The following is a 23,957-nucleotide window of genomic DNA, read 5'->3' as shown; positions in this document are numbered from 1 at the left end:
TGCTGGTTGTTTGGGTGACGAATTCTACTCGTCGTAATGCTACTCCTCAGTGTTTTGTCGAATGGTGGGGATGGAAAGTGCTTGGTCGGTAAGCACGTTAATTAATGCCGGTTTTCCTTCACGCACCGCGGCCAGGGCGCGCTTGACTGCGCTGGTGGCGTCCTGGTCAGAGGTGACGGTTTCGCCATGCGCGCCGAAGGCCACGGCGGCGGCAGCGAAATCTGGGTTCGCCAGTTGCGTGCCGGACACTCGCTTAGGGTAGTGGTTGAGTTGGTGAGTGCGGATGGTGCCGAACTCCGCGTTGCTCATGACCACCACCAGAAAGGCCCCGCCGGCTTGCACCGCGGTGGCAAGTTCTTGCCCGTTCATCAGATATTCGCCGTCGCCAGCGATGGTGATGACGGTGCGCTCGGGGAACTGCAACGAGGCCGCGACGGCTGACGGTATGGAATAGCCCATCGAGCCGTTACGCACGCTGAGCTGCGAAGGGTATGTTTCCGTGCGCAGGTACCGCTGCGCCCACAAACAGTGGTTTCCCGCGCCAAAGGTGTACAACGCATCGTGTGGGGCCTGTTTTTGGATTGCAGCCATGATGGCTGCCATGTGCGCGGTGCCTTGTGCGGTGGCGGGCCAATCTTCTGGCTTGCCGACGTGCGAGAAAGCTAGGTGTTCGCGGTGGGCAGCGGTGAACCATTCGCGCTGTGTGGCGGTGATAGCAGCATCTGTGCTGTCGTTGCTGCCCGTGCTGGCTTCACTGCCAGCGGTAACCCGCTCTTCGGAGCCGATGCGCTTGGCCAGTTCCTCGGTAACCTGCGCGAACGCTTGCGGGCTGGCCAGAATGTGGTGGCTGACGGCCGCGGAATTCCCCAACAAAGTGGTATCGGTAGTGATTACGATATTTTTCGCGTCCAAGTTTTGGCGCAATGTGTAGCCATCAGTGGGGACATCTGTGAGGACGGCGCCGAGTTCTACGACCAAGTCTGCTTCGCATAGCAATTCAGCGGCGGCATCGTTGCGGCCATAGCCCAACCAGCCGGCATTTGCTGGCGAGGAAAACGCGGTGCGGTCGCTGGCGCGCCAGTCGTGCACTACCGGGATCTGCTGTTGCTCAGCGAATTTTTGTACGGCTGCGCTGGTTTCCGGGGTCCAGTGCGCGCCACCGGCAAAGATCAGCGGTTTTTCTGCTGTGCGCAGCTCGGAAGCGAGGTAATCGAGGTCGGCATCGCTGAATGCGCCAGGGCTGGCAGGTAGAGGATTGCAGAGATCGCCGGTGAATTCTTGATGCAGCACGTCTTCCGGTAGGCCGATCACGACGGGGCCGGGGCGGCCCTGGGTTGCCAGGTGGAAGGCTTCGGCGACGACGCGGCTGGCGCGGGAAGCGTCGTCAAGCACATAAACGCGCTTTGCTTGGGTGCTGAACCACGCTTTGATATCGAATTCTTGGAAGGATTCCCGGTCGCGGTCGCTGGTGGGAACCAACCCGACGAATAGCACCAGGGGAGTAGCGTCCTGCCAGGCGGTGTGGATGCCGACGAACGCATTCGCGGCACCCGGGCCGCGGGTGACCATGGCGACGCCCGGCTGTCCCGTGGCTTTGCCGTGGGCTTCTGCCATATAACAGGCGCCGCCTTCTTGGCGGCACACGACGGTGTCGATGGACGATTCGTAAAGACCATCCAGTACCGGAAGGAAACTTTCGCCTGGTACCTGGAAGATCCGTGGGACGTCGTGGAGTTCAAGACTACGGGCGATTGCTGTGCCCACGTGGCCTACGCTCATGCTGTTACCTCGTGATGTAGCAGGGATATTAGTTAGCGACCATTCTAGTGATCTGAAGCAAATTGCCCTTGCGTGTAAAAAACTATGCATGTGTTAACTATTTAGAGGTGGAATTCATGACAGATAATCTCCGTATTTTTGGTTCTCGTAGCCCGCGCAATTCGCGGACGAGCCGGCGTCGTGGTGTACAGGTCATCGCAGCACTCGGGGTAAGTGCTATTACCCTGGTGGGATGTTCGCAGGCTGATGACGCCGCTGATGCAGCACACAACGCGGCCGACAGTGCTAGCGAAGTTGTAGAAAGCGCAACTGAAACCGCCACTACTGGGAAGGAAGAAAAGTTGACCTTCGAAAAACAGCAGTTTGCAGACCTGGACGTGCAGGCGAACCCCGTACCAGCAGCGGCGGCGAAATTGCCGCAGGGGTTTGATTTGCAGTCCCATCGTTTTGGGCGTGGCGAATGGATCGAGTCTTCGCGTGAGGGCTTGGAAAATTCCCTAGAAATGGGCGTGACCACCCTGGAATTCGACATCGGGCTATCTGCCGACGGGGTTCCTGTGGTCTGGCATGACACGTCGATCGATGCCGAGAAATGCCAGGACACCAAGCCTGTTACTGAGGATGATCCGCAGTTCCCGTACGTCGGCAAGCTGCTCCACGATCTGACTTTTGAGCAGCTGTCCACGCTGAACTGCAATAAGAACTTGGACGATTTCCCCGATGCAGCCCCGCAGGACGACAACCGGTTACTGCAACTTTCTGAGGTCTTCGAGATCGCCGCGGATTACCCGGATGTGCACTTCAATATTGAAACCAAGCTGGAGCCGGAGCACCGCGAACAAACCGCATCCCCACAGGAATTCGTCGATGCGATCATGGATGAGGTGGAGGGTGCTGGCGTTGCTGATCGCACCATGATTCAGTCCTTCGATTGGGCATCGTTGCCGCTGGTGCGGGAACGTGATCCGGAAATGCCGCTGGTCTTGTTGTGGGATGAAACCACATGGAAATCGGGCTCGGCCTGGATTGGCGATGTTGATTATGATGCCGTCGATGGTGACATCGTAGAAGCCGCAAAACAGTTAGGTGTGCAGGTGCTTTCGCCTGGACATGCGGTTCCTTATGGGCAAACCCCGCGTGACGACGACTACCACCCGGTCGCTACACCGGAGCTGATTTCCAAGGCGCATAAGGCGGGCATGGCGGTGGTGCCGTGGACCGTCAATGATGAAGACACTATGCGTGAGCAGATCGCTGCTGGTGTGGATGGTCTTATCACCGATTATCCAAGCAAGGGCCAGGCGGTATTGCAGGAGAAGTAGCACGCTAGCGAGAGCAGCAGCGCACGGGGATAAGAACGCGATGAGCTAAGAAATCTTCGCCGCATTTGGGTGGACTAATTTCGCGCTCTGCGTAGCAGTGGAGTTCAATATTGCTTATGTCCGAAGTTGATCCGCTCATTGAATCCTTGTACCGCTGGTCTGATGTCAGCGGCGTGTTGCTGATGGGAATTATCGGCGGCACCATCGCCCGGAAAAGCGGGTATGACATCATCGGGTTCTTTTTTATCGCGATGTTCTCCTCGCTGGGCGGCGGTATGGTGCGTGACGTGCTCATCAACCAGGGCACCGTCGCGGCAATGAGTGAGCCGGAGTATCTGTACCTGGCTTTTACCGGTGCGCTGATTGCGCGTTTCGTGTATTTCAAGGGCAAAACCTGGGATTATATCCAGGCGCATGGCGACGCCGTCGTCTCTGGCCTGTGGGCAGGAACTGGTGCGGTGAAGGCTATTACCTACGGTCTGCCGTTGATTCCGTGCATCATGATGGGCGTGTTTACCGCTACGGGCGGTTCCATGATCCGCGATATTTCCATGGGGCGGGAGCCAGCTGTTTTTGGCAATAATCAGCCCACGGTCATTCCGGCGATCGCCTGTGCCAGCATTGTGCTCATCGGTAATCACTTCGGCATGCTGGCCGTCGGCATGGTCGTCGGCCCGTTAGTTTCTATTTTCCTTGCGCTGCTGGGTATTTGGGCTGGTTGGCGCGTGCCTGCCCACCAGGATTGGGCACCAATTAATGACACCGCGGCGCAGGTGAAAGTGCTGGCTAAGAAGGCTGAGCATAAAAGCCGCGCGGTGGGGCGCAAGCTGGAACCACACCGCGTGCGTTCTTGGCGGCACCGGCAGATGGAAGCAGCGCTGCAGCGTCGTATGGAAAAAGAGGCACGCTCGGGCAAGCGTAAGAAGATGACGGAAGAAGAAGTCAGCGACTTTATGGATTCTTTTGATTCTGATGTGGATCAGCTCAGCGCTAGTACCGACTCTGGCGCTGCTGACGAGACTGATTTTGGCATGGACTTGAGCGGTGATTCTTATGACACCGAAGAGCCGGTATCCACGGAAGAATCGCAGCGGTTGCTTGATGCTATTTTGGCGGATGACAAGCTCACAGATGAACTCATTGAACGTCTGATGAGCCGCTATAATTCCCGCGATTAAAAGTAGCTTAGGGTTAAGAAAGCTTAAAACTTAGAAGACATGCCAATTTACAGTGCACAACCAGATCTGGAAATCCCGAATAGCACTGTCTACGACGTGTTGTTTGGCAACCTCGCCGATGAAGATCGTGGCCACATCGCTATCACCGATGATGCGACCGGTTCCACAACTACCTACGCGGAACTCAAAGCGCTTGTCGACGCATTTGCTGGTGCGCTCACGCACCGGGGAATAAAACCGGGAGATGTTATTGGGCTGCACTGCCCGAATAGTCTTGCTTTTGCCGTGGCATTCCACGGAAGTTTGCGCGCCGGGGCGAGCGTAACCACGTTGGGCGCACTGTTGAACACCGCGGATATTGCGCAGCAGCTCAAAGATTCTGGTGCGAGCTACTTGTTCACCACCAGCATGCTGGGGCAAGCTGGCTTTGCCGGAGCCGAAGAGGCTGGAATCGTTGCTCAGAACATCGTGGATCTTACTGATGAAAACACCGGTGTGCAGGCTCTCGTGGCTGCGGGGTATGCTCCGCCGGATCTTGATATTGATCCTGCCACGCATGTGGCTGCGCTGCCTTATTCTTCAGGAACCACGGGGCTTCCGAAGGGCGTGCGTCTTAGCCACCGGAACTTGGTGGCGAATATTGTGCAGATGACTGCTCGGCTACAGGCTAACGGGGTACACCGTGATTCTGTGCTCATGTGCGTGCTGCCGTTTTCGCATATATATGGCATGAATGTGTCGTTGAACGTTGGTTTGCGTTTACGTTCGCACATCGTGGCCATGCCGAAGTTTGAATTGGGAAGTTTCTTGGCCGCGCACCAAAAGTATGGGGTGACTTTTACTTTTATCGCTCCGCCAATTGCTGTGGCGTTAGCTAAGCATCCGTTGGTTGCTGATTTTGACATCAGCGCTTTAGAAACTGTGCTCTCCGGGGCGGCCTCCCTGGATGGTGAGTTAGCGCGCGCCGTTGCTGATCGCTTGGGGGTCAACGTTATTCAGGGGTTTGGTATGACAGAAACCAGCCCGGTTACGAACGTCGGCGATATCGGCGTGACCCCACTGGATTCCATCGGGGTGCCGGTAGCTAATACGGAAATCAAGGTGGTAGACGTTAACTCGGCCGCTTTCGAGGAGATTCCACTGCCAGCGCGTGCGGGCCAGCGTTCAGCCGACGGCGAGTTGTGGGTGCGTGGCCCACAAGTGATGCTGGGGTATCTCAACAATGAGGCGGCGACTCACAGGATCATGCTTGACGACGGCTGGTTGCGCACCGGTGATATCGCAAACTTGGATCACCGCGGCAACGTTTACGTGGTTGATCGCTTGAAAGAATTGATCAAGTATAAGGGCTATCAGGTTGTGCCTGCGGAATTGGAGGCGCTGTTGATGACGCATAAGGCCATTGCCGATGCCGCAGTAGTCGGGCACCGGCGTGAATCTGCTGGGGAAGAACTGCCGCGCGCGTTCGTGGTGTTGCAGCAGGGCGTTGATGCAGCTGATCCAGCTGTTAGTGCCGAGGCTTTACTGGAATGGGTGGCGCAGCGCGTGACACCATACAAAAAAATCCGCATGATGGAGTTCATTGACGTGATTCCGAAATCAAGCACCGGAAAGATCCTGCGCAAGGAGCTGCGGGACCTCCCTGTGACTGAGGCTGAACGCTGAGAAGAACTGAAAGGAAGCAACATTCATCATGGCCTTGCTCGACATACTCATTACTAATGCCCGTATCTGGACTGGCGACCGCGAGAATCCGTCGGCAGGCGCAGTTGGCATTGTCGGCGATCGGTTCTTCATCCTCGATGAGGCCCAAGCGCATCAGTTGGGTGCGCGCCGTCGCTTTGATGCGAACAATGCGTTTATCGCGCCGGGCTTTAATGATGCGCACTGCCACTCGGTGTGGTTTGGGCTGACTCTGGCAGAAATTGACCTGAGTGATTGCCACAGTGCACAGGATGTATATGACACCTTGGCCCAGGCAGAAAAGGATCGTCCAGACCAGGAGTGGCTGATTGCTTCGAATTTCCGCCCGTCGAAAATGGGTGGGGAAGAGCTGGACATCGCTGAGCTGGACCGCGCGACCAACAACCGCAAACTAGCCATCAAGCACAATTCTGGCCACAGCATGACGGTCAACACCGCGGGCCTGCAAGCAGGCGGCATCAATGTCGACGATCCGGAGCAGCCAGAAGGCGGCCAGGTGGTGCTTGACGACGACGGCAACCCGACTGGCCTGCTGGAAGAAAACGCCATGCGCGCAATCAACGATCAGCTCAGCCCGGAAGCGGTCGACGAGCTCGCCTACGCGCTGCAGCTGGCGCACCGTCGTTATGTAGAAGAAGGCCTGACTTCGGTGACTGATGCCGGAATCGCCGGTGGTTGGATCGGCCACAGCCCGCGCGAGATGGCCGCGTACCAGCAAGCCGCGGCTGCCGGGGACTTGCTGGCCCGCACGCAAGCGATGATCACCAGCGACGTTTTGCACCCGCTCGATGGACACGCTGATGATCCGGAAGGTCACGGCCTGGATGCCGGAATCCGCACTGGTTTGGGTGACGAGCACCTGCAGATCGGCCCGGTGAAGCTGTTTACTGACGGCTCAATGTTGGGCACCACCGCGGCGATGACTGAAGCCTACTGTGGCTGCTCGCACCGCACGGGCTACTTGCAGGGCGATCCGGAAGATATGACTGCGCAAGCCATCAAGGCTGCCGGAAATGGCTGGTCGCTAGCGTTGCATGCCATTGGCGATGCCGCGGTAGATTTGGCACTCGACATTATCGAAGAAGCCACCGAAAAATACGGGGCACCGGAAATGCCGCACCGCATCGAACACGGCGGGGTAGTGCGCACTGATCAAATTGAGCGGCTGGCGAAAAACAACATCGTCGTCGCCCCGCAGCCGCGGTTCATCCCGGAATTCGGCGGGATCATGGCAGAAATGCTCGGTGAAGAGCGCACGAAACTGGCTTACCCGGCCAAGCGTTTGCTGGAAGCAGGCATGATCTTGCCGGGAAGCTCGGACCGCCCGGTGGCCGATGGTGAACCGCTCAAGGTTATTCAGGCATTCGTGCAGCGTACGACAGAAAACGGGGAAAAGTTCGGCCCAGCAGAAATCATCACCGTCGACGACGCGCTCTACGCTTATACTGTCGGCTCGGCCGCCGCGACCGGCTGGGCTGGCCGCAAGGGGCAGATCGCGCCGGGCCAGTTGGCTGACTTGGTGGTGCTTGCCGAAGACCCCCGCGAGGTGGATCCGGATACCATCAGCGAGATCGAGATCCTGGCCACAATGGTGGGCGGCGAGTTTGTCCACGGTGGGCTGGAAGAAGTGTAGTTTTACTGCAATCTGCAGCGGGCCTCGCCTGTTATACCCGCTGCAGATCAGCTGTTAAACCAGCTGTTTTCCGGTGCCCATGGATGTCACGGCGAGGCCGGAGGCCCGAATCAGGAATTGGATGCCGTCGGTGTCGCCGAGAGCTATTTACCAGTGTGTATTCGCAAGAGCTGGGTAATGAATAGCCGGAACCGTTGATTAGATATGTTATTAAACACAATCGTCAATAGTTTTTATTTGTTCTTTGCGGAGGCGCCGTGCCCATCACTATTACCGCCGAATTTAAAGATGCCCTGGATATTATTGAGCAGGGGCGGAATGTTTTGATTACTGGCAAGGCGGGTACTGGTAAATCCACCTTGTTGCGGCATTTTTTGGACAGCCACAGCGATAAAGAAATTCTAGTAACCGCGCCTACTGGAGTGGCTGCACTGAACATAGATGGGTTTACCATACATAAGTCCTTTGGGTTCCGTCCGGGAATGTATCCGGATGCGCTCGCACCTGGTGGTGAGTGGAGTGCGTCGAGCAGAGTTTCTAAGGTGCTGAAAGCTATCGACGTGCTCGTGGTTGATGAAATTTCCATGGTGCGCGCGGACATTTTCGACATGATGGATATCGCACTGCGGAAAATTCGCGGTCGTGATGTTTCGTTCGGCGGAGTACAACTGGTGTTAGTAGGCGATCTACTCCAGCTTCCACCTGTTGTGACGAGCAAGGAAGCAGACCTGTTCAACAGCGTGTGGGATACGCCGTACTTCTTTTCCGCGAAATCTTATGCTGAACTGCAGTTAAAGGAAATTAACCTGACGACGATTTGGCGCCAGGCAGATTCCACGTTCGTCGATATCCTCAATGAGGTGCGCGAAGGCGTGGTTGGAAGTGAAGCTTTAGAAATCCTGAACCAGCGAGTAGACCCAGATTTTGTCGCTCCGGATGGTTGGGTTACGTTGACGTCACGTAAAGCTACGGTTGCAGCGATCAACCAAACGCGGCTGAGCCAGCTGCCTGGCCGTCGTTACGTTTCTTACGCCGAAAAGAACGGATACGCGGATGTCCACTCCTTTAGCGGCAGCGAAGAACTGCATTATGCTGTGGGAGCTCGGGTAATGACGGTGGTTAATGATGCCCACGGGCGTTATGTGAACGGCAGTTTTGGTGAGATAGTCGGCGCAACGGATAAAGAGATTATGGTGCGTATCGACGACACCGGCCAACTAGTGAAGATTGTCCGTTATACCTGGGAGATTAAACAGCCTGCTGTTGAGGGCGGGCGTTTGGTGAGTGTTCGAGTTGGTGCGGTGACGCAATTTCCGATTATTTTAGCTTGGGCGATCACGATCCATAAGAGCCAAGGCAAGACGATTCCGCGACTTTTCATTAATTTGAAAGGCGGAACTGCTACCGATGGGCAATTTTATGTCGCGTTGTCGCGGGCGGTTGATTTGGAGAATCTGCGGTTCTCGGCACCGGTGGAGCCCCGGCATATTCGGGCGAATAATGCGTTGGTGCGCAAGGTGCGACGGGAAGTGAGCGCCGGGATCAATGCTAGCCGCGTGGTGTTTTTGTCATTTAATGGAGTGAATTTTGGGCTTAGCCAGCACGTGGCACGTATTCACGCGATTATTTACCAAGATGGACGGCGGGTAGCTGATTTTGGTTCGTGGATTAATCCGATGGCAGACTTGGGTGATTTTGGCCGACAGCACAACATTCCAGCCAGGGGCTTAGCGATGGTGCCAACACTCGGCGATTTTTGGCCGTTGTTGCTGCGCCAGGCACAGGGAGGAATTGTTATTGGTGATCGCCTTGCGATGTTAGAAGGCGCAGTACGCCATCAAGAACCAGGCATGGATGTAGCGTTGGGTATCGGTTATGAAACTGGCGATTTTCAGTTTGAGGCGCAAGGCGAAACAGTGGTAGAGCGTTGCGAATCGATGGCCCGGGCTTACGAACAAGGCAAACTTGTGCCTGAACGTGGGCAGCTCGTCCCAAACGCAAACAAGGATGCGGAAGGTGCTGTGTATCGACCGCAGTGGGCGCCGAACTTCCCGATGATTTTGGATAATTCGCAGGCTACAGATTCCGATATCGCGTGGGCAGCAATGTCGGGAGGTGGTGCACAGCCGCAGGATTTTGCTGAAGTAGCAGAATGTGCTGAGCTTTTGTCCGCGTGGGCACTGTCGCGTGGTGCTTGGACCACGACGTTGGAGCATGAGATCAAACAGCGAGTTGCTCGTATTGATTCGCGTCCGGTTTCGCTCCCACCAGTGGAAGACGAAGTCGTGGACCTTTCTCAGCTGCTGCGCCCGGGCACCCGGGTGGCGTTTACGGGAGTCACCAGCTTGTTGGGCGGGTCTGCGAACGATGAAAGATCAGCAGAAATCTGTGCCGAAAAGGGGCTGGAGTACAAGAAGAATATGTCGAAGACGCGGTGCGACGTGGTTGTTGCCGCTGACATCGCTTCAATGTCGCGGAAGGCACAGGCTGCCCGCGAGTTTGGTAAACCGATTATTGCCCAAGAAGATTTTGAAGACTGGTACTACAACAACGATCATGCGCAGGAGACACAGACTCCGAACTACGTTGCGGTTTCTGCGCCTGCCCCTGAGCCAAAGGCTCCGGTAGTCGAAAAATTTGTTGCAGATTCACAACACTACCCGTATGGCCAGCAGCCGGAGACGGAAAAATCTGCTCTTCAGGTAGTTCGAGCAGACGAAGCTCTTGTCGAAGGCACCCGGGTTGCCTTCCGCGGTTCCACTGTCGTCAATGGTGAGTTGTACCCGCACGGGGATTCTCTGCAAAGGCTGTGCGCGATGCTTGGCCTGGACTACAAGCAGGCTGTTACTAAGACGCGTTGCGACGTCCTGGTTTCTGATGACATTACGGCTGAAGACGGTAAAACGGGGTTGGCCCGTCGTTATGGGAAGCCAGTTGTTACCGCAGCTGATTTTGCGCAGTGGGCGGAGCTCCAACTCGATGTGTCTTTTGCAGATGAGGCTTTTGCTACAGAAGAGGCAGAGGTTGACGAGCTTGCAGAACTAGCACAGCCTGTAGAACAGCAAGCTAGCGATGAGCGTAGGGTGCTTAACGACGAAGGCCAGCGCTCCCGTAGCGACGACCGCATTACTCGTGCGACACACAGGAACGAGGAAGCTACTCCACAACCACGGTCTATGCAGGCAGCGCGGGAAAATCTGGATCCAGAAATTGATGATGAGATTGGTGAGCAGCTGCTAGCCCAGGCACGTGCTTTGCGCTATGGCCCGATAAATGACGGCAGGGGCCCTGATGCTGCACCAGTGCAATATCAGGAAAGTTATTCTGCAGAGCCTGCTAAACAAGCACAACCGCGGAAAGCGCCTCGCAGACTGAAACAGTCAGCGTTGACACTGAGTGGCATAACCGCAGTGACTATCGTTGCGGCTATTGCGGACGCCCCAGCTGCGGTAGGGGTAGTACTTATGCTCGGTTGGATGGCATCCCTGGTCTGTGTAGTTGTGTTCGGTATTTTGGCGTTGGTGACGAAGAAATAACGATTGCTGAGGAACCAGGAACTTTGGGGGCCAGTTCAGAAAATGCTGCTCCACGATTCTGGAGACTAATACTCTAGCTGCATTAGCAGTAGGATAACTATTGGAATAGTAATTCGATCTAATCAGGGGAAGCTGCGAGGAGGCATCATGTCGGTACCATTATCGACTCCACGTTCAACGGAGGAGCTCCGCAGTGATCGGGACCAGGTCGAAAAAGAAATGAATCCCTACACAGTGGAGATGTTGCGGCGACTCCGAGAAGCAGACGCCCTCGAATTCAAAGAAGAAGAACTGCTCGATCGCTATGAAGCACTTTCGTGGCTCATTGAAGACTAATTTCTGTGGACACCAACGAGTTATCATCGTTGCTTGCCCCGTTGAGGGGGCACAGCATCAGTCACGGGGGCAATTGGGAAGTAGACGTGGAAGTGGGGTCTCGCCGACTGGGCTCCTCTCGCCCTCTGGTGGTTCCTGCTGGTAGCGGTCATCAACGCCACACCCGCCATCCGCTTAGCTAGCGATTCCGGGGTGACCCATTCAGCCAGGTCCTCGGTGTGGGAGTTGTCGACATTCATGACCAGGCAGTTCGAGGTCACGAAACTGCCCGCCCAGCGCCTACGGCGTAGGTACTCGGCAACCACATGAACCAGCCTGGCGACCGCCTCCAGGTCTACCGCAGTGGTCACAGTTTGCGGGTTTGGGTAGTGGCGTTGTTTTGCTGGACTGCCACCTGCGTGGTGAACATCGTCATTGCCCTCGTAGGGTGACTTCCTCAAAATCAACGTCTAAATAGGTGATCGGCAGCTCGAGGTGGTGGGCCCATTCGATCTCGGCGCGCTGGAGATTCTTCAGCGCTTTGAACACGGTGGGGTCTGGGTAGCCCTCCGTGTTGTGGGGTGAGAAACCCAAGTCGATGTTGACAGCAGTCGTCGTCATGCTGCACCGCCGTCCTGCTCGATGACCGGCAGCACGCCGGACTCGTTCTTCAGCCAGTAGTAGACGAACAGCCGTCCCTCCTGGGTCCAGTACATGTGCGTACGGTGTAGCCCTCGTCGTACTCGTGCGTCTTGGACTGCGTGTAGCCCTGCTCCGCGAAGCGGGTGTAGAGAAACCAGCGGCCGGACTGCCTGAACTGAACTCCAGCGTCGTGCAGCAGCAAGTTCAGCTTCTTTGCCGACAATCCATAGTCTTTGGCGATTTCCGTGATCGTCAGCAGCGAGTCCGACTGGAGCACCACGTCGTAGTAGGAGACCTTCGGGGCGACCTCAAGCAGGGCCTGCTCTGCCGCCAGCCGTTTGGCCCGCTCGGACCGAAGGTGGACGATGGCATGCTCGAGGAACTCATCGTTGTCCAAGAGCTCGTCGATGGCGTAGACACCGTGGCGGCGGATGATGGGTAGGATCTCGTCGACAACCTAGGCTTCGAAGTCCTGGGCTGCGGGGAGCTTGGAGGAGAAGATGAGCCGGTACAGGTCACCTTCGGTGATGAATCGGGCTTCTTGAGTGCGCCCGTGTGCATCGACGATGGGGTAACGAAACGGAAGCCCGCGGCAATGATCCTGAATCGCCTTGCTGGTATTGGTGTATCCAAGCGCCGTGACCACATCACGGCCACAGAAATACACCTTGTCCTCATGCTCGACAGTTCGGATCGTTCCAAAGGCATCGTTAGTGAATACCTGAAGATCTCTCGTAGCCATGTCTGGCTCCTTCTAAGAGCCAGGGTTGATGTGAATTCCAGCAAGCCACGGGTGCGGCCGCGTCGGGCTCTCACGCATACGCCCCTGAGCCCACGTGAATCCGGACACCCCGACAGCAGCAACTTTGTATCCGTTGGGAGAAGCGTTGTATAGTGGGTTGCAATAGATCCCCGGTCAGGCCTCTTCCCCGTGAGGGAATGCACAAATGACCGGGGCCTTTCATTTCTATGGAGGCATACCCGATGTCGAAGGATTGGTTGAGCTACGAGCAACAAGTAGAGCTACTCGGTCAGCGCGGCATGCACATCGATGACGAGGCATCTGCAGCTGAATTTCTCGCGCGGGTCAACTACTATCGCTTCTCCGGATACTTCCGGCATTGGCAACATGACCCAGCACGGGGCGACAACCAGTTCTTCCAGGGTGCCTCATTTGAGACGATTCGCGCTCTCTATGACGCAGAGCAGGAGCTGGTGGCTGTCTGTGATGAGCTCCTGCACCCCCTTGAGGTTCTCTTACGCACCCGGTTCGCCTATGCCTATGGTTGCCGTGTCGGGGTAACCGGGACGTTCGCACACGGTGAAGGTTTTACTCAATCACCCCACCCTGATGCTGAACGCGTCGAAGAGCACGCCCTTGCCAACCTTGATCGCAGTAAAGAGGCTTTCGTCGCCCACTACCGCGATGAAATCAAACAAGGTCAAACCTACAAGCCTGAAGCCTATGACCGCATGCCAATCTGGGTCGCCGTGGAAGCCTTTTCTTTCGGTAGCCTGTCACGCCTCATCGAGGCATCCAGCTCGTCTGGAGTGTTGGATGACATTGCAGACTCGATGAATACCTCTCGCAGACTACTGCCTGGCCAAGTGAAGTCATTCGTGTACTTACGTAACCGGATAGCTCATTGTGCTCAATTATGGAACCACCGAGTGCTCGATGTTCCCGGCCTGCAGCCGAAGACCACCAGACGCATCAAACAGGACTACCGAAAATTCTCGGACCATTCGATTTACAAAATCCTTGTTGCACTCGACGACGTAGCTACCCGTTCTGGAATTTCGACCGGCTGGCTGTCAGAGACCATCGAGCCGATATTGGACAAGCATCGGTTGCTCGCGAAAGGAATCGCTGAACCGGCACGATACGGAGAACTATCTCCCGATACCCTTATCGACTAGTCCTTTTGGTAGAGCTCGCATGAGTGGGGTTGCCCGCGAATCCTGGACACGTTGTTAAGCTGCTTAGGGGTTAAGCAGCGGCCTTCTTATTACCATTGTGATCAGCGATCTGGGCTTCGAAATCGAAGAGGCTGATCATCCCCGATGAACGAGTGGCAACGGCGCCGGTTGTGCAATCCCTAGTTGCTGGCAGACATTCCACAATTGTTCACTCGTGAACTGAGTGCCAGGATCTGCGTGGAATACCAAGCCATCGGGTACGTCACCACGCAGGGTGTAAGCCATGCGCAGTGCACGTTCAACCAGGTAAGAATCCTGCACACTATCCATAGACTATCCTAGGACTCGGCGGGAGTGTCCATCGCGGATAACGCATAGGTACAGCCAGCCCTGGCTCGTGCGTAGATAGGTAATATCCGACATCCACACTCGATTAAGCTGCCCTTGATCACATAGACGTTTCACCAGGTCTGCAAGCGTGGACTTCCGCTTGGATTGAATCGTCGTTACGGGAACAAACGCCCTGGGTGAGACGTCATGAATTTGCCTGACTCACTGGTCGAGGAATCTCTGATGCTGATTTTCACCACGAAGCCGTACTGCTTGAGCCTTTTGCCATTTATAATAGCCAGAACGGGAAACCTCTAATAAGCTGATCATTCTTTTTATGCTGTAGTTCGCCTTCTCCAGCTGTATTAGCTCAAGTTTTTCCGATCGCGTTGTTTCAAAGTGAAGAAGGCGGTGGCTTGTGACAAGAACTCATTATCCATCTTGGCCTCAGCTAACTCACGACGTAAACGTGCATTTTCGGCTCGTATATCGGCATCACTGCGGCCATCTACCGCGCCTTGGCGTTCTCGCTCGAGTTTGACCCACCTGCCTAAGATTGTGGCTGATACGTTAATTTCCATAGCCACATGAGCGATTGGGCGCCCGGACTCGATGACCAGTCTGGCGGCCTCCTGCCGGTACTCCGGGGTGTATTTCTTCCTTGACGAACTCACAATGAACATCCGCTCTTACGGACACAAGATCCGTACTAATAGGGTGTCCACTACTCGAGGGTAACCTCACGTTGAGCCTGAAGATACTCGCGAGATCATTGACATCAAAGAGCTCATTGCGGAGATTGAAAGTATTGTGATGCGCCAATCTCAGCTTCGCGATGCCATCGACGAGATCGTTAAGGACTTGGTAGAAGAATTCGTTGATTCCGTTACCGTGACAACCGCCATTGATGAGGCCTGGCCAGCATACGTGCGCCGCAAAATGGCGGAAGAGCTGAACCGCATTATCGAAGGCGAAAAATTAAAAGCAGATGCCACCTGGGATGTGGTACCAGCTGCTTTCGGCAGTGGAGCGGCCTACCTGGGCGGGGCGAAGATCGCGAAACTGCTGCCGCCGATGTCGCGGTTTAGCCGCGGCGGCGAGGACCGGAAAGAAAAACAATCGCGGGTTGAACAGAAACTGCACGAGTTATTGGCGCGGTTTGATCCGCTGTTTGTGGAGGATGGGTCTACTGAGCTCATGCAGATGCGTGGGGCGTAGTGCTTTGCTTGTGAAGTTAGCCTGGGGTTGATGCCCAGGCGTTTAATCCTTGACCTCGGATGATTGTCTTGCAGGGAACAGTGGATAAATTCGGATGAAATGAGGCTCGTAACGATTCTGTGCACGAATAAAGCTTGCGACTTTTTCGCAAGGTGCCATCTCATCGAAGCAGCCATTCCAATAGCTTTCCCACCAACGCAATTGGGCGTTGTACCGAAAAGGAAATTCACTGTCCATTGGTGGGGAATGCCGGAAATGTATTCTGGCGGCAAGACTTTCAAAGGCAGCTCCTGCTGTGCGTGCCAGAAGTTCCCGTTCGCTTCGGCAATACATGGACACATTTGGCCACGGGAATTCATACATATACCCGTAAAAGCCGACTAGTTCTGGTTTTTGTCCTTGGGGTGTTTCTATTTCAATATCTGGATTGAAATGGACTGGGCGGCCTAGATTCAGTGTGGGATCAATTGTGTGGGCATAACGTTTGATCCATTCGAGTAAGGAGCCATCGTCGAATATTTCGAATTGGAGATATAGGTGGTGGTGGAGAAATGGGGTAATTTGGGTGGCGATTTGAGATATTTTCGCGTCTACGATGCACCGCTGTATTGCTGCTTGGTAGAGGGGGTCAAAAAATGCGGCTTTATAAGCATCGTAGGCTTTTTTGAGAGCGGTCTTGCCCAGTTTTCCCGCAGCCTCGAAATATAGAATCGAACCGTACAAGAATGAATGGGTTTTGAACGCAAGTTGGTCCCTCGAAGGCCATGGGCCCATGACAATGTAGCAGCTCCATGAGTTCGGGGCTAGCGTGTAAACGCAAATTGAACTGGCATGATTCATAGTAGGTGTCCTAAGCGTTTCCAGTGGTTGACGGGATCGGGGAATTTCGCCACAACGGTGCTTTGTGGCCCATTGGTGCTTTGTGACCCATAGTCTTCCTGAATACCAGATTACGGATTGCTAGTGATCCTCCCACTGAGTATGCGTGGCAGAGCCTCCGCAGCGGTGGCTGTGACAACCACGCTGGCTAGCTGTGATAAATCCGTCGGCTGCGGGCTGACCTCCACGATCGGAATACCCCGCCTATATGCCGTCACAGGCAGCCCGGCGGCAGGGTAGACCATCCCAGAAGTTCCGACGATGAGCAGTGTGTCCGCCGTGGACATTCGACGTTCCGCCTCTACCCACTCATTTTGTGGCAGCGGTTCGCCAAACCAGACCACGCCTGGACGAATAAGTCCACCGCACTCCCTGCATGCTGGTGGCGTAATCTTGTCCACTGGTCTGGTAGGCAGGGCAATTTGCTCACGATAAGGCGTTGCGCAATCCGTGCAGCGGAATTCGAACAAAGAACCATGCAAGTGGGCAACATCTTCACTGCCAGCGCGTTCATGCAGATTATCAATGTTTTGCGTTGTCACGGTTATTTTTCGTGCTGCTGCGAGGGCGCGGTGGCCGACATTGGGCTCGGCGCGTTGTGCCAAGTGTGCGCGCCACAAATACCAGGCAAACATGGTTTCTGGATCGCGATGCCAGGCATCGATCGAGGCCATCGCCTGCGGGTCCACGTTCTCCCACAAGCCGGTCTGCGCGTCCCGGTAAGTGGCGATCCCACTATCCGCACTCATGCCCGCGCCAGTGAACACTTCCACCTGGTTGGCGTCGGCAAGAATCTCGTGGGCGTCGATAAGCGATTGCTTCATGCCACAAGCCTACGGTGTGGTGCGGGTTAGCCACCGTGATCAGGCTCAAGAGTGCATGTAACTCGCTACCTAGCTCGCGGCAGATTTGCCCTGCTTGCTCTGCGAGTTACTTTGCGTGCCACCACCCTGCACGCGTTGTTTCCGGTTGGATAGCCACAGCCAGATCACCAGGATGAGCAGAAAACTCAGCACTGCAAATGCCACGAAGGCCAAAGAGATCACCACGGTATTGCGCGGCTCGTCGAAAAAGATCATGACCACGACCGAGGCTGCGAAGATTGCAGCGAAGAAAGTGATCAGCCAATTCTTTTTCGTGTGCTCCTTGAAGGACATGGTTTTAATTTTAATGGGGGAGCGTTTTGGAGACAATTTTTACCGCGCCACAACAATCACACTGCTTACTCAACTGGCTGTTTATCGACCTACATCTTTTGAAGGAACCTATTAGTAACCCCGCCGGTCGTGAATTATTTTCCGACTATTTTATGAGGTATTTATAGGACTGTACACAGGTTATCTGTGCGAAGTCTTATAGATGGGATTTGGGTCATCATGTCTGAAGTTCAGCGCGCGTCCTTGGCAGAGGACACAGAAGATCGGTCGAAGCCGGTCCTCGCATTCAATAGTGCATGGGTGCAAGGTGTTGCACTGACCATGCTTTTCGGCTTTTTCGTCATGGGCTTTTTGGCGTATCGAACTTACGATGCCTCCATGCCGCAGCCAGAAAAGATTGTTTCGCAGGAGTCCGGTGAGACCATCCTGACTTCTGAAGAGATCACCCATGGCCAGGAGTTATTCCAGGCCCGCGGCCTGCAACAATATGGCTCTGTGATGGGGCACGGTGCATACCTGGGCCCTGATTTCACCGCGGAGTACCTGCGCATGGCCACTGAGCATGCCAAAGAGCAGAACTCAGCAAACGGTATCCCAGGCTTCATCTCGCCGGAGGCAACGGAAGATGAAGCCATCGTTGAGGAATTCCGCACCAACCGGTTCGACGAACAAACTGGTGTGCTGGAGTGGACCCCGAACCAAATCTCGGCATTCGAAGAAGCGCAAAAACACTACCTGGACTATTTCGGTACTAACTCCGATGTTCACGGTCTGCCGAAGGAGTTCATCAACAACGAAGACGAAATTCACGACCTCACCGGCTTTTTCGCTTGGACCGCATGGGCTTCTGCTGCAGAACGCCCAGGCCATGATTATTCTTACACAAACAACTGGCCAGCAGAGCCACGCGTGAACAACACTCCGACGGCTGACTTAGTCGTGTGGTCGGTGCTCTCGCTAATTGCACTGATCGGTGGTATCGGTCTGATCTTCGCCATCTACGGCCGCTGGTCGCGCCAGATTGGCTGGCACGCTGAAGAGACCCCAAACCTCGATTTCAAACAGCCCGGAGAAGTAAAACTCTCCAAATCGCAAAAAGTGGTCGCCTGGTTCGTTCTGGTCACCATGCTGTTGTTCCTCATCCAAGCGCTGCTGGGTGCCGCAGTGCAGCATTACCGCGTGGAAATCGAAGGCTTCTTCGGCATCCCGCTGCAAGAAATCTTGCCGTACAACGTCGCGCGTACCTGGCACCTGCAATTATCCCTGCTGTGGACTGCCGGTGGTTTGCTGGCCGCCGGTATCTTCCTGGCACCATTCATTGCTCGCCGCGAACCTAAAAAACAAAGCTGGCTGACATGGGCTCTGCTGGGCGCCATCGCTTTCGTCGTCTTCGGTTCCATGGCCTTTGAATGGCTCTCTTCCTTCGGCATCGTGCCAGAAGGCAGCATTTGGTCGCAGCAGTGGGAATTTTTGGATCTGCCACGCTTCTTCCAGATCCTGCTGACCATCGGCATGTTCCTATGGATCTTCATGATCTTCCGAACCCTGCACGGTCGCCTGAAAACCGAGCACAAGTCGAACATGCCGTGGTTGTTCTTCTTCTCCGGGCTGACCATCCCAGGTTTCTACGCCGTCGGCATGCTTGCAGGCTCGTCGACGCACCTGACTGTTGCAGAGTTCTGGCGTTTCTGGGTTGTCCACCTTTGGGTGGAAGACTTCCTGGAACTCTTTACGACGATCATGGTTGCCTATGTCTTCGTGTTGCTGGGTGTTATTCGCGAAAAGATCGCCCTGGGCATCATCTACTTGGACATCATTTTGTATTCCATTGGTGGCGTGATCGGCACCATGCACCACCTGTATTTCTCCGGTACTCCGGTCGAGCACATGGCGCTGGGTTCGTTCTTCTCTGCCGCCGAGGTGGTCCCGTTGACATTGTTGACCGTCGAAGCCTGGACGTTCATGCAGCTTGGATCTAAACAGCGTGCGACCGGCAAGCGGCCATTCCCACACCGTTGGGCTGTGATGTTCCTGGTTGCTGTTGGTTTTTGGAACTTCTTGGGTGCCGGTATCTTCGGATTCTTGGTCAACTTGCCAATTGTGTCGTACTTCCAGATCGGTACCGCCCTGACGGCCAACCACGCGCACGGCGCGATGATGGGTGTTTACGGATTCCTTGCCGTCGGCCTAGGCGTGTTCGCGCTCCGTTACCTGACACCTCCGAAGTACTGGTCGGATAAGTCGATGCAGTGGAGCTTCTGGCTACTCAACATTGGCCTGCTGTGGATGGTCTTTATTTCGCTGCTGCCGCTGGGCACATTGCAGCTCTACCACTCGGTTGCCGAAGGTTATGTTGAAGCTCGTTCGCTGGGATACATCACCCAGCCGGATAACGCCCTGATCGAATGGCTGCGTCTGCCTGGCGACGTGATCTTCATGGCCGGGATTCCTGGCTTGATCTGGGGAGCATTCAAGGCCGTGCGTCACAGCGGTGAGATCCCAACGATGGAAGATGAGAAAGAATTCCCGGTCACGCCACTGTTTAGCAAGGTGGAATCCGAAGAAAACCTAAAGCCCGTTGGTACTGGAGCACAAGGCCAAGGCTCTCCGGTTGGGTTGGTCTCCGGTGGCCATGGCCGCGTCGACAACCGCACGGGCGCAGAAGTCTCGGATACGCTGGATAAGCACAAGGCCAACAGCTCCACCAAGTGGGGCGGCCGCTACAGCTCCGACAAGCGCGACGACGACAGCAAGTAAGCAAGCGAGATAGCAATGGAATTACCTGCGGTATTTACCATCCTCAGTTCCATCTATGGTCTGTTCCTGCTCGCCGTGGCGTGGGGCTTTGACCGGATGGCTCGGTCGGCATCCAATCGCACCAATGGCGATCAGACCGGTGGATTCCGCTATATGGAATCCCACGATGCTTGGCAGTGCCCGGAAGACCAATGGCTGTGGCCTTCCAGCTTCGACCCAGAAAACCGCGTCATGCGTTACCGGGGTAACCCGACCGTGTGCAACACCTGCCCGGTCAAGCAATCCTGCACGATCAGTGCGAAAGGCCGCGAGGTCACCCGTCAGCTTGACCCTTGGCCACATTCGGAGACCGGACGTTTCCACCGTGGGGTTTCTTTGGCGGTGGCGTTGATGGGCTTTATTCTTCCGCTCATGTCATTGCTTGTGCATTCGTCGACCGCAGATTTGGTGTTGACTGGTGGAGTGCTGGTCGTGCTGGTCGGCGGCACTATTCCTTTGGCGCGTCACCTGTGGTCCACCCCGTCGAACTTCCCCGAAGAGCTGCCATCGATGGATAATATCGAGGCCGAGGTTAATGCGGCCGTAGCTGATAAATACGGTGTGAAGTACCGTTCGACGAAAGAAGCCATCGCTGGCGTGCGTGACGACGAAGTCTCGCGCCTTGCGAAGAAATACGGCTCCGAGCGCATTCGCGCAACCGGCGAAAACCACGACGAAGTAATTGCTGCAAAATACAAGCACCACTATCGTTCGGATAGCCGATTGCAGCGTCGGTCGCGCAGCAAACCAGTGGAAAACTCCTAAAACACACAAGCCTCATTAGGCATAAAGGTAAGGCACAGGCGAACTTTTCATGAGCGCATTAGTATTTTGGCCGATCATGGCATTGCTGGCATTGGGAGTGCTGGTGGTGATCATCAGCTACTCGTTTAAGGTCATCAAACAATACGAAAGGGGAGTGGCCTTCCGTTTTGGGCACTTGCGCCCGTTGATGGAACCGGGCGGGCATTGGATCATCCCGGTGATTGACAAGATGGAACGCGTCGACCAGCGCGTGGTTACGTTGACCATCCCGCCACAGGAGATCATCACGAAAGACAACGTCTCGGTGCGCGTGAATGCCGTCGTCATGTTTGAAGTGACCGATTCGATCAAAGCTGTGCTGCAGGTAGAAAACTATGCGGTCGCGACCTCGCAGATCGCGCAGACGACGCTGCGTTCACTGCTGGGACGTGCCAGTTTGGACGACTTGTTGGCGCACCGCGATGAGCTCAACGAGGATCTTCGACGCATCATCAATGGTCAAACACACCGTTGGGGTGTAGAAACTCGGATTGTCGAAATCAAGGACGTGGAAATTCCGGAACTCATGCAGCGCGCCCTCGCGCGTGAGGCAGAGGCCGAGCGTGAGCGCCGTGCGAAAGTCATTTCGGCACACGGTGAACTGCAATCGTCGAAAGAGCTGCGTGAAGCGGCTGAGGAATTACAAAAGGCGCCAGCCGCTCTGCAGTTACGCTACTTGCAGACCATCTTGGAGCTGGGTGCTGACCAGAACTCTACCGTGGTGTTCCCATTGCCCATCGATATTCTGGGTGGGTTCATGGACAACATGGGCAAGTTCCAGCAGGGATTTAGTGATTTGAACCAAAACCTCAGCTCATTGGTGGGCAATAAGGCTGACGAGTCACCAACGAGTGACAACCACGACTCGCCTGCGAACAACAACTCCGATAGTGGTAAGCAGGCTGGTGAATTCACCTCTTTGGATCTGCGGCCGGAGACTGCCGAATACAAGCTTGACGACGGGTATGGCAAGGACGTCGACGGCGATAAAGGCGACGATAAAACCGTCGACAAAGAGTAATCGCGCGCCGCGTTATTCGCAGGCTACGCCGTCCTTGTCTCGGTCCAGCTGTGAGCGATAGCCCGGATCACCTGCGTGCAGGGGAGCGGCACCGGCTGCACGGGCGGCCGCGCAATTCTGGAAATACGTTTCGCCGCCGGGTGCCGCCGGTGGGGCCGCAGGAGCATCGACGTGCGCCGGTGCCACCGGGTGTTCGTTCATTTCGGGATTCGCCCCCGCAGCCCCCGGGGCCTCCGGTGCTGGTGGCTGATCTGCTGGTGCTTCCTGGGCATGCGGGAAGCGTTCGTCGTAACGTTCCGGGAGCACCGTGCCATTCGTGCCATTGCCACGCCCAGAATGCTCGTGTGCGTTGGCTTCGGTGGGGTTTTCCGCTGCGTCTGCAGCACGTGCTGCTTCCATGGATTCTGCCGACTCGGTTGCAGTTTCCGTGAAAGTTTCCGTAGATGTTTCGGTAACCATTGCTTGGTCTGCTGAAGAATCCACATCCGTGCACGATGCTAAGAGGATGCACGTGGTAGAAAGCGTCGCTAAGAGTGTTTTGCGCAGGGAATTCACATGTGGCCATATTTCCTGATGGTTACCTTTAAAGCAACTCGTACCTTGTTCAAAAACTAGCTGTGCATATAATGTGCTTATGACTATTGCAAAGACCTCTCGTCGCCGTACGCTCCGTTCCGCAGCTCTGGGCATCACCGCCGCATCCGCACTGGTGCTGGCTAGCTGCTCGTCTGAAGAAGCTAAAGACACCGCAGCCTCGGTTACCTCCGAGGCTGGCGAAGCCGCAGAATCCGCTACCAAGGCGGCTGGCGATGCTGCAGAGTCCGCCACCGAAAAGGCCAAAGAAGCCGGGGACAAAGCAATGCAGGCCATTGACGCCGAAATGCGCGTGACCCCAGACCCAGAAGCTGGTGTGGAAGCAGACAGCGAACTGCAGATTGAACTGTCTGGTCTGAACTCGGATCAGGGCTACTACGTGGCCATTTGTGCTGACGACGAAAACGACTCTGAAGGTCGTCCACCACTATGCACCGGTGAGCATGGCGACGAAGCCACCCAGGCTTGGGTCAAGACTGAGGGTGGCACCGTGGACATGAAGGAAGATGGCACCGCTGTTGTCACCTTGCGCGCGACCCCAACTGGCGAAGGCGTCGACTGCACCACCCAGGACTGCAACGTGCAGTTGTTCGGTGACCACACCGAAGGCTTTAAGCGCGTTGAAGAAACCGAGATCAAGTTCGTTTAAGCAAGTTCGTTTAGGAACGTCTTTAACAACGTCTTTAACACTGCGAACGTTGTGTTTTGCCCTCGTTTCGCACAGCCATGCTGGTTATGATGACTGGCATGGCTTTTTGTGCTTGTGTATACACTCGGGGCTATGGGATAGGAATAGCGAAATTGATTGGGAGACAAAATGTCCGCACCATTATTTGAGTCATGGTCGGTAGGCGAACTGAAATTAGAGCGGAATCGGGTGGAGTTTCGTTTCAATGTAACGGCTGGGGGTAAACGATGAGCCAGAGGGCTTCGCTTGTTGAGTCTGGAGGATACGGGGATCGAGTGTGGCTGTCAGTCGCAGAGTGGCAAACCTACCGAAAGAGGGGCGCTGTTCGGTATCCGCAGAAACATCGTTTAGAGGTAGCTGCCCGTGATGGAGACCATTGCTCAGTTTGTGGAAAACCTGGTGGAGAAGGAAAAGGCCAAATCCAGTTAGCCCATCGAGTGC

Annotated in this window: 20 protein-coding genes and 2 pseudogenes; 12 read left to right on the top strand and 10 right to left on the bottom strand. The window is 55.4% G+C overall.

All coding sequences use genetic code 11. The features are described 5' to 3' along the window. Nucleotides 1-39: 39 nt before the first annotated feature. Nucleotides 40-1,779, bottom strand: a complete 1,740-nt coding sequence (locus L9H78_RS08210) for a thiamine pyrophosphate-dependent enzyme (RefSeq protein WP_249619806.1) — start codon at nt 1,777-1,779, stop codon at nt 40-42. A 116-nt stretch (nt 1,780-1,895) separates the two neighbouring features. On the opposite strand from L9H78_RS08210, the gene L9H78_RS08205 reads away from it, so the two are divergent. From L9H78_RS08205 to L9H78_RS08180, 6 genes are all read left to right on the top strand, one after another. Further along, nucleotides 1,896-3,101, top strand: coding sequence for a glycerophosphodiester phosphodiesterase family protein (locus L9H78_RS08205; protein ID WP_249619805.1), 1,206 nt, complete (start codon nt 1,896-1,898; stop codon nt 3,099-3,101). Between the two features lie 116 nt (nt 3,102-3,217). Then, nucleotides 3,218-4,279: a trimeric intracellular cation channel family protein gene (locus L9H78_RS08200; protein ID WP_049150142.1), complete on the top strand. Its 1,062-nt coding sequence runs from the start codon at nt 3,218-3,220 to the stop codon at nt 4,277-4,279. Nucleotides 4,280-4,318: 39 nt separating this feature from the next. After that, on the top strand, nt 4,319-5,944 hold the full coding sequence (locus tag L9H78_RS08195) for an AMP-binding protein (RefSeq protein ID WP_249619804.1): 1,626 nt from the start codon (nt 4,319-4,321) through the stop codon (nt 5,942-5,944). Between the two features lie 28 nt (nt 5,945-5,972). Beyond that, nucleotides 5,973-7,616 carry an amidohydrolase gene (locus L9H78_RS08190; RefSeq protein WP_249619803.1) on the top strand — a complete coding sequence of 548 codons (1,644 nt, stop codon included), beginning with the start codon at nt 5,973-5,975 and terminating at the stop codon, nt 7,614-7,616. 257 nt (nt 7,617-7,873) lie between these two features. Beyond that, nucleotides 7,874-11,152 (top strand): AAA family ATPase, encoded by a 3,279-nt coding sequence (locus L9H78_RS08185; protein ID WP_249619802.1) that lies wholly within the window; start codon nt 7,874-7,876, stop codon nt 11,150-11,152. A gap of 147 nt (nt 11,153-11,299) precedes the next feature. Further along, a complete protein-coding gene (locus L9H78_RS08180; protein ID WP_049150149.1) occupies nt 11,300-11,488 on the top strand; it encodes a hypothetical protein in 189 nt (62 codons plus the stop codon). Nucleotides 11,489-11,899: 411 nt separating this feature from the next. Here the strand turns inward: L9H78_RS08180 and L9H78_RS08175 are convergent, their stop codons facing one another. From L9H78_RS08175 to L9H78_RS08165, 3 genes are read right to left on the bottom strand one after another with little or no spacing between them, the layout of a single operon-like run. Then, nucleotides 11,900-12,088 carry a hypothetical protein gene (locus L9H78_RS08175; RefSeq protein ID WP_021351898.1) on the bottom strand — a complete coding sequence of 63 codons (189 nt, stop codon included), beginning with the start codon at nt 12,086-12,088 and terminating at the stop codon, nt 11,900-11,902. A 49-nt stretch (nt 12,089-12,137) separates the two neighbouring features. Next, a complete protein-coding gene (locus L9H78_RS08170; RefSeq protein WP_249619801.1) occupies nt 12,138-12,506 on the bottom strand; it encodes a phage antirepressor KilAC domain-containing protein in 369 nt (122 codons plus the stop codon). Nucleotides 12,507-12,566: 60 nt separating this feature from the next. Beyond that, on the bottom strand, nt 12,567-12,851 hold the full coding sequence (locus L9H78_RS08165) for a BRO-N domain-containing protein (protein ID WP_249617620.1): 285 nt from the start codon (nt 12,849-12,851) through the stop codon (nt 12,567-12,569). A gap of 242 nt (nt 12,852-13,093) precedes the next feature. Here L9H78_RS08165 and L9H78_RS08160 point away from each other — a divergent pair, with 242 nt between their 5' ends. Continuing rightward, complete coding sequence (locus L9H78_RS08160) at nt 13,094-14,029, top strand: Abi family protein (protein WP_249617619.1); 936 nt, start codon at nt 13,094-13,096, stop codon at nt 14,027-14,029. Between the two features lie 135 nt (nt 14,030-14,164). Here the strand turns inward: L9H78_RS08160 and L9H78_RS08155 are convergent, their stop codons facing one another. After that, nucleotides 14,165-14,359 carry a hypothetical protein gene (locus L9H78_RS08155; protein ID WP_249617618.1) on the bottom strand — a complete coding sequence of 65 codons (195 nt, stop codon included), beginning with the start codon at nt 14,357-14,359 and terminating at the stop codon, nt 14,165-14,167. Between the two features lie 365 nt (nt 14,360-14,724). Then, nucleotides 14,725-15,033 carry a transposase gene (locus L9H78_RS08150; protein WP_249617617.1) on the bottom strand — a complete coding sequence of 103 codons (309 nt, stop codon included), beginning with the start codon at nt 15,031-15,033 and terminating at the stop codon, nt 14,725-14,727. 94 nt (nt 15,034-15,127) lie between these two features. Between L9H78_RS08150 and L9H78_RS08145 the strand changes: the two genes are divergently transcribed. Next, a complete protein-coding gene (locus L9H78_RS08145; RefSeq protein WP_347276376.1) occupies nt 15,128-15,577 on the top strand; it encodes a type I restriction endonuclease subunit R, EcoR124 family in 450 nt (149 codons plus the stop codon). 42 nt (nt 15,578-15,619) lie between these two features. On the opposite strand, the gene L9H78_RS08140 is transcribed toward L9H78_RS08145, so the two are convergent. The 3 genes from L9H78_RS08140 to L9H78_RS08130 all read right to left on the bottom strand — a co-directional run bounded on the left by L9H78_RS08140 (nt 15,620) and on the right by L9H78_RS08130 (nt 17,613). Next, nucleotides 15,620-16,300: a hypothetical protein gene (locus L9H78_RS08140; RefSeq protein ID WP_249619799.1), complete on the bottom strand. Its 681-nt coding sequence runs from the start codon at nt 16,298-16,300 to the stop codon at nt 15,620-15,622. A 227-nt stretch (nt 16,301-16,527) separates the two neighbouring features. Then, complete coding sequence (locus L9H78_RS08135; protein WP_249619798.1) at nt 16,528-17,280, bottom strand: NAD-dependent deacylase; 753 nt, start codon at nt 17,278-17,280, stop codon at nt 16,528-16,530. Between the two features lie 69 nt (nt 17,281-17,349). Next, complete coding sequence (locus tag L9H78_RS08130; protein WP_249619797.1) at nt 17,350-17,613, bottom strand: hypothetical protein; 264 nt, start codon at nt 17,611-17,613, stop codon at nt 17,350-17,352. Between the two features lie 219 nt (nt 17,614-17,832). Here L9H78_RS08130 and L9H78_RS08125 point away from each other — a divergent pair, with 219 nt between their 5' ends. The 3 genes and pseudogenes from L9H78_RS08125 to L9H78_RS08115 all read left to right on the top strand — a co-directional run. Continuing rightward, nucleotides 17,833-20,370, top strand: coding sequence for a nitric-oxide reductase large subunit (locus tag L9H78_RS08125; protein WP_249619796.1), 2,538 nt, complete (start codon nt 17,833-17,835; stop codon nt 20,368-20,370). 15 nt (nt 20,371-20,385) lie between these two features. Beyond that, nucleotides 20,386-20,991 (top strand): annotated as a pseudogene (locus L9H78_RS08120) (hypothetical protein); the annotation flags it as partial. Between the two features lie 259 nt (nt 20,992-21,250). Further along, nucleotides 21,251-21,979, top strand: a pseudogene (locus tag L9H78_RS08115) (SPFH domain-containing protein); the annotation flags it as partial. 267 nt (nt 21,980-22,246) lie between these two features. On the opposite strand, the gene L9H78_RS08110 reads toward L9H78_RS08115, so the two are convergent. Then, a complete protein-coding gene (locus tag L9H78_RS08110) occupies nt 22,247-22,717 on the bottom strand; it encodes an excalibur calcium-binding domain-containing protein (RefSeq protein ID WP_249619795.1) in 471 nt (156 codons plus the stop codon). A gap of 151 nt (nt 22,718-22,868) precedes the next feature. Between L9H78_RS08110 and L9H78_RS08105 the strand changes: the two genes are divergently transcribed. Further along, nucleotides 22,869-23,477: a neocarzinostatin apoprotein domain-containing protein gene (locus L9H78_RS08105; protein WP_249619794.1), complete on the top strand. Its 609-nt coding sequence runs from the start codon at nt 22,869-22,871 to the stop codon at nt 23,475-23,477. Nucleotides 23,478-23,957 lie beyond the last annotated feature (480 nt).

The organism is Corynebacterium pseudodiphtheriticum (genome assembly GCF_023509295.1).
Classification (GTDB): Bacteria; Actinomycetota; Actinomycetes; order Mycobacteriales; family Mycobacteriaceae; genus Corynebacterium; species Corynebacterium pseudodiphtheriticum.
The sequence above is the reverse complement of the archived record's forward strand: the minus strand, read 5'-3'. Positions and strand labels throughout refer to the sequence as shown.

Bases quoted from the DNA above. Each gene is read 5' to 3' on its own strand.
- L9H78_RS08210 (WP_249619806.1), bottom strand. From the start codon at position 1,779: ATGAGCGTAGGCCACGTGGGCACAGCAATCGCCCGTAGTCTTGAACTC.
- L9H78_RS08205 (WP_249619805.1), top strand. From the start codon at position 1,896: ATGACAGATAATCTCCGTATTTTTGGTTCTCGTAGCCCGCGCAATTCG.
- L9H78_RS08200 (WP_049150142.1), top strand. From the start codon at position 3,218: ATGTCCGAAGTTGATCCGCTCATTGAATCCTTGTACCGCTGGTCTGAT.
- L9H78_RS08195 (WP_249619804.1), top strand. From the start codon at position 4,319: ATGCCAATTTACAGTGCACAACCAGATCTGGAAATCCCGAATAGCACT.
- L9H78_RS08190 (WP_249619803.1), top strand. From the start codon at position 5,973: ATGGCCTTGCTCGACATACTCATTACTAATGCCCGTATCTGGACTGGC.
- L9H78_RS08180 (WP_049150149.1), top strand. From the start codon at position 11,300: ATGTCGGTACCATTATCGACTCCACGTTCAACGGAGGAGCTCCGCAGT.
- L9H78_RS08175 (WP_021351898.1), bottom strand. From the start codon at position 12,088: ATGACGACGACTGCTGTCAACATCGACTTGGGTTTCTCACCCCACAAC.
- L9H78_RS08165 (WP_249617620.1), bottom strand. From the start codon at position 12,851: ATGGCTACGAGAGATCTTCAGGTATTCACTAACGATGCCTTTGGAACG.
- L9H78_RS08160 (WP_249617619.1), top strand. From the start codon at position 13,094: ATGTCGAAGGATTGGTTGAGCTACGAGCAACAAGTAGAGCTACTCGGT.
- L9H78_RS08155 (WP_249617618.1), bottom strand. From the start codon at position 14,359: ATGGATAGTGTGCAGGATTCTTACCTGGTTGAACGTGCACTGCGCATG.
- L9H78_RS08135 (WP_249619798.1), bottom strand. From the start codon at position 17,280: ATGAAGCAATCGCTTATCGACGCCCACGAGATTCTTGCCGACGCCAAC.
- L9H78_RS08130 (WP_249619797.1), bottom strand. From the start codon at position 17,613: ATGTCCTTCAAGGAGCACACGAAAAAGAATTGGCTGATCACTTTCTTC.
- L9H78_RS08125 (WP_249619796.1), top strand. From the start codon at position 17,833: ATGTCTGAAGTTCAGCGCGCGTCCTTGGCAGAGGACACAGAAGATCGG.
- L9H78_RS08105 (WP_249619794.1), top strand. From the start codon at position 22,869: ATGACTATTGCAAAGACCTCTCGTCGCCGTACGCTCCGTTCCGCAGCT.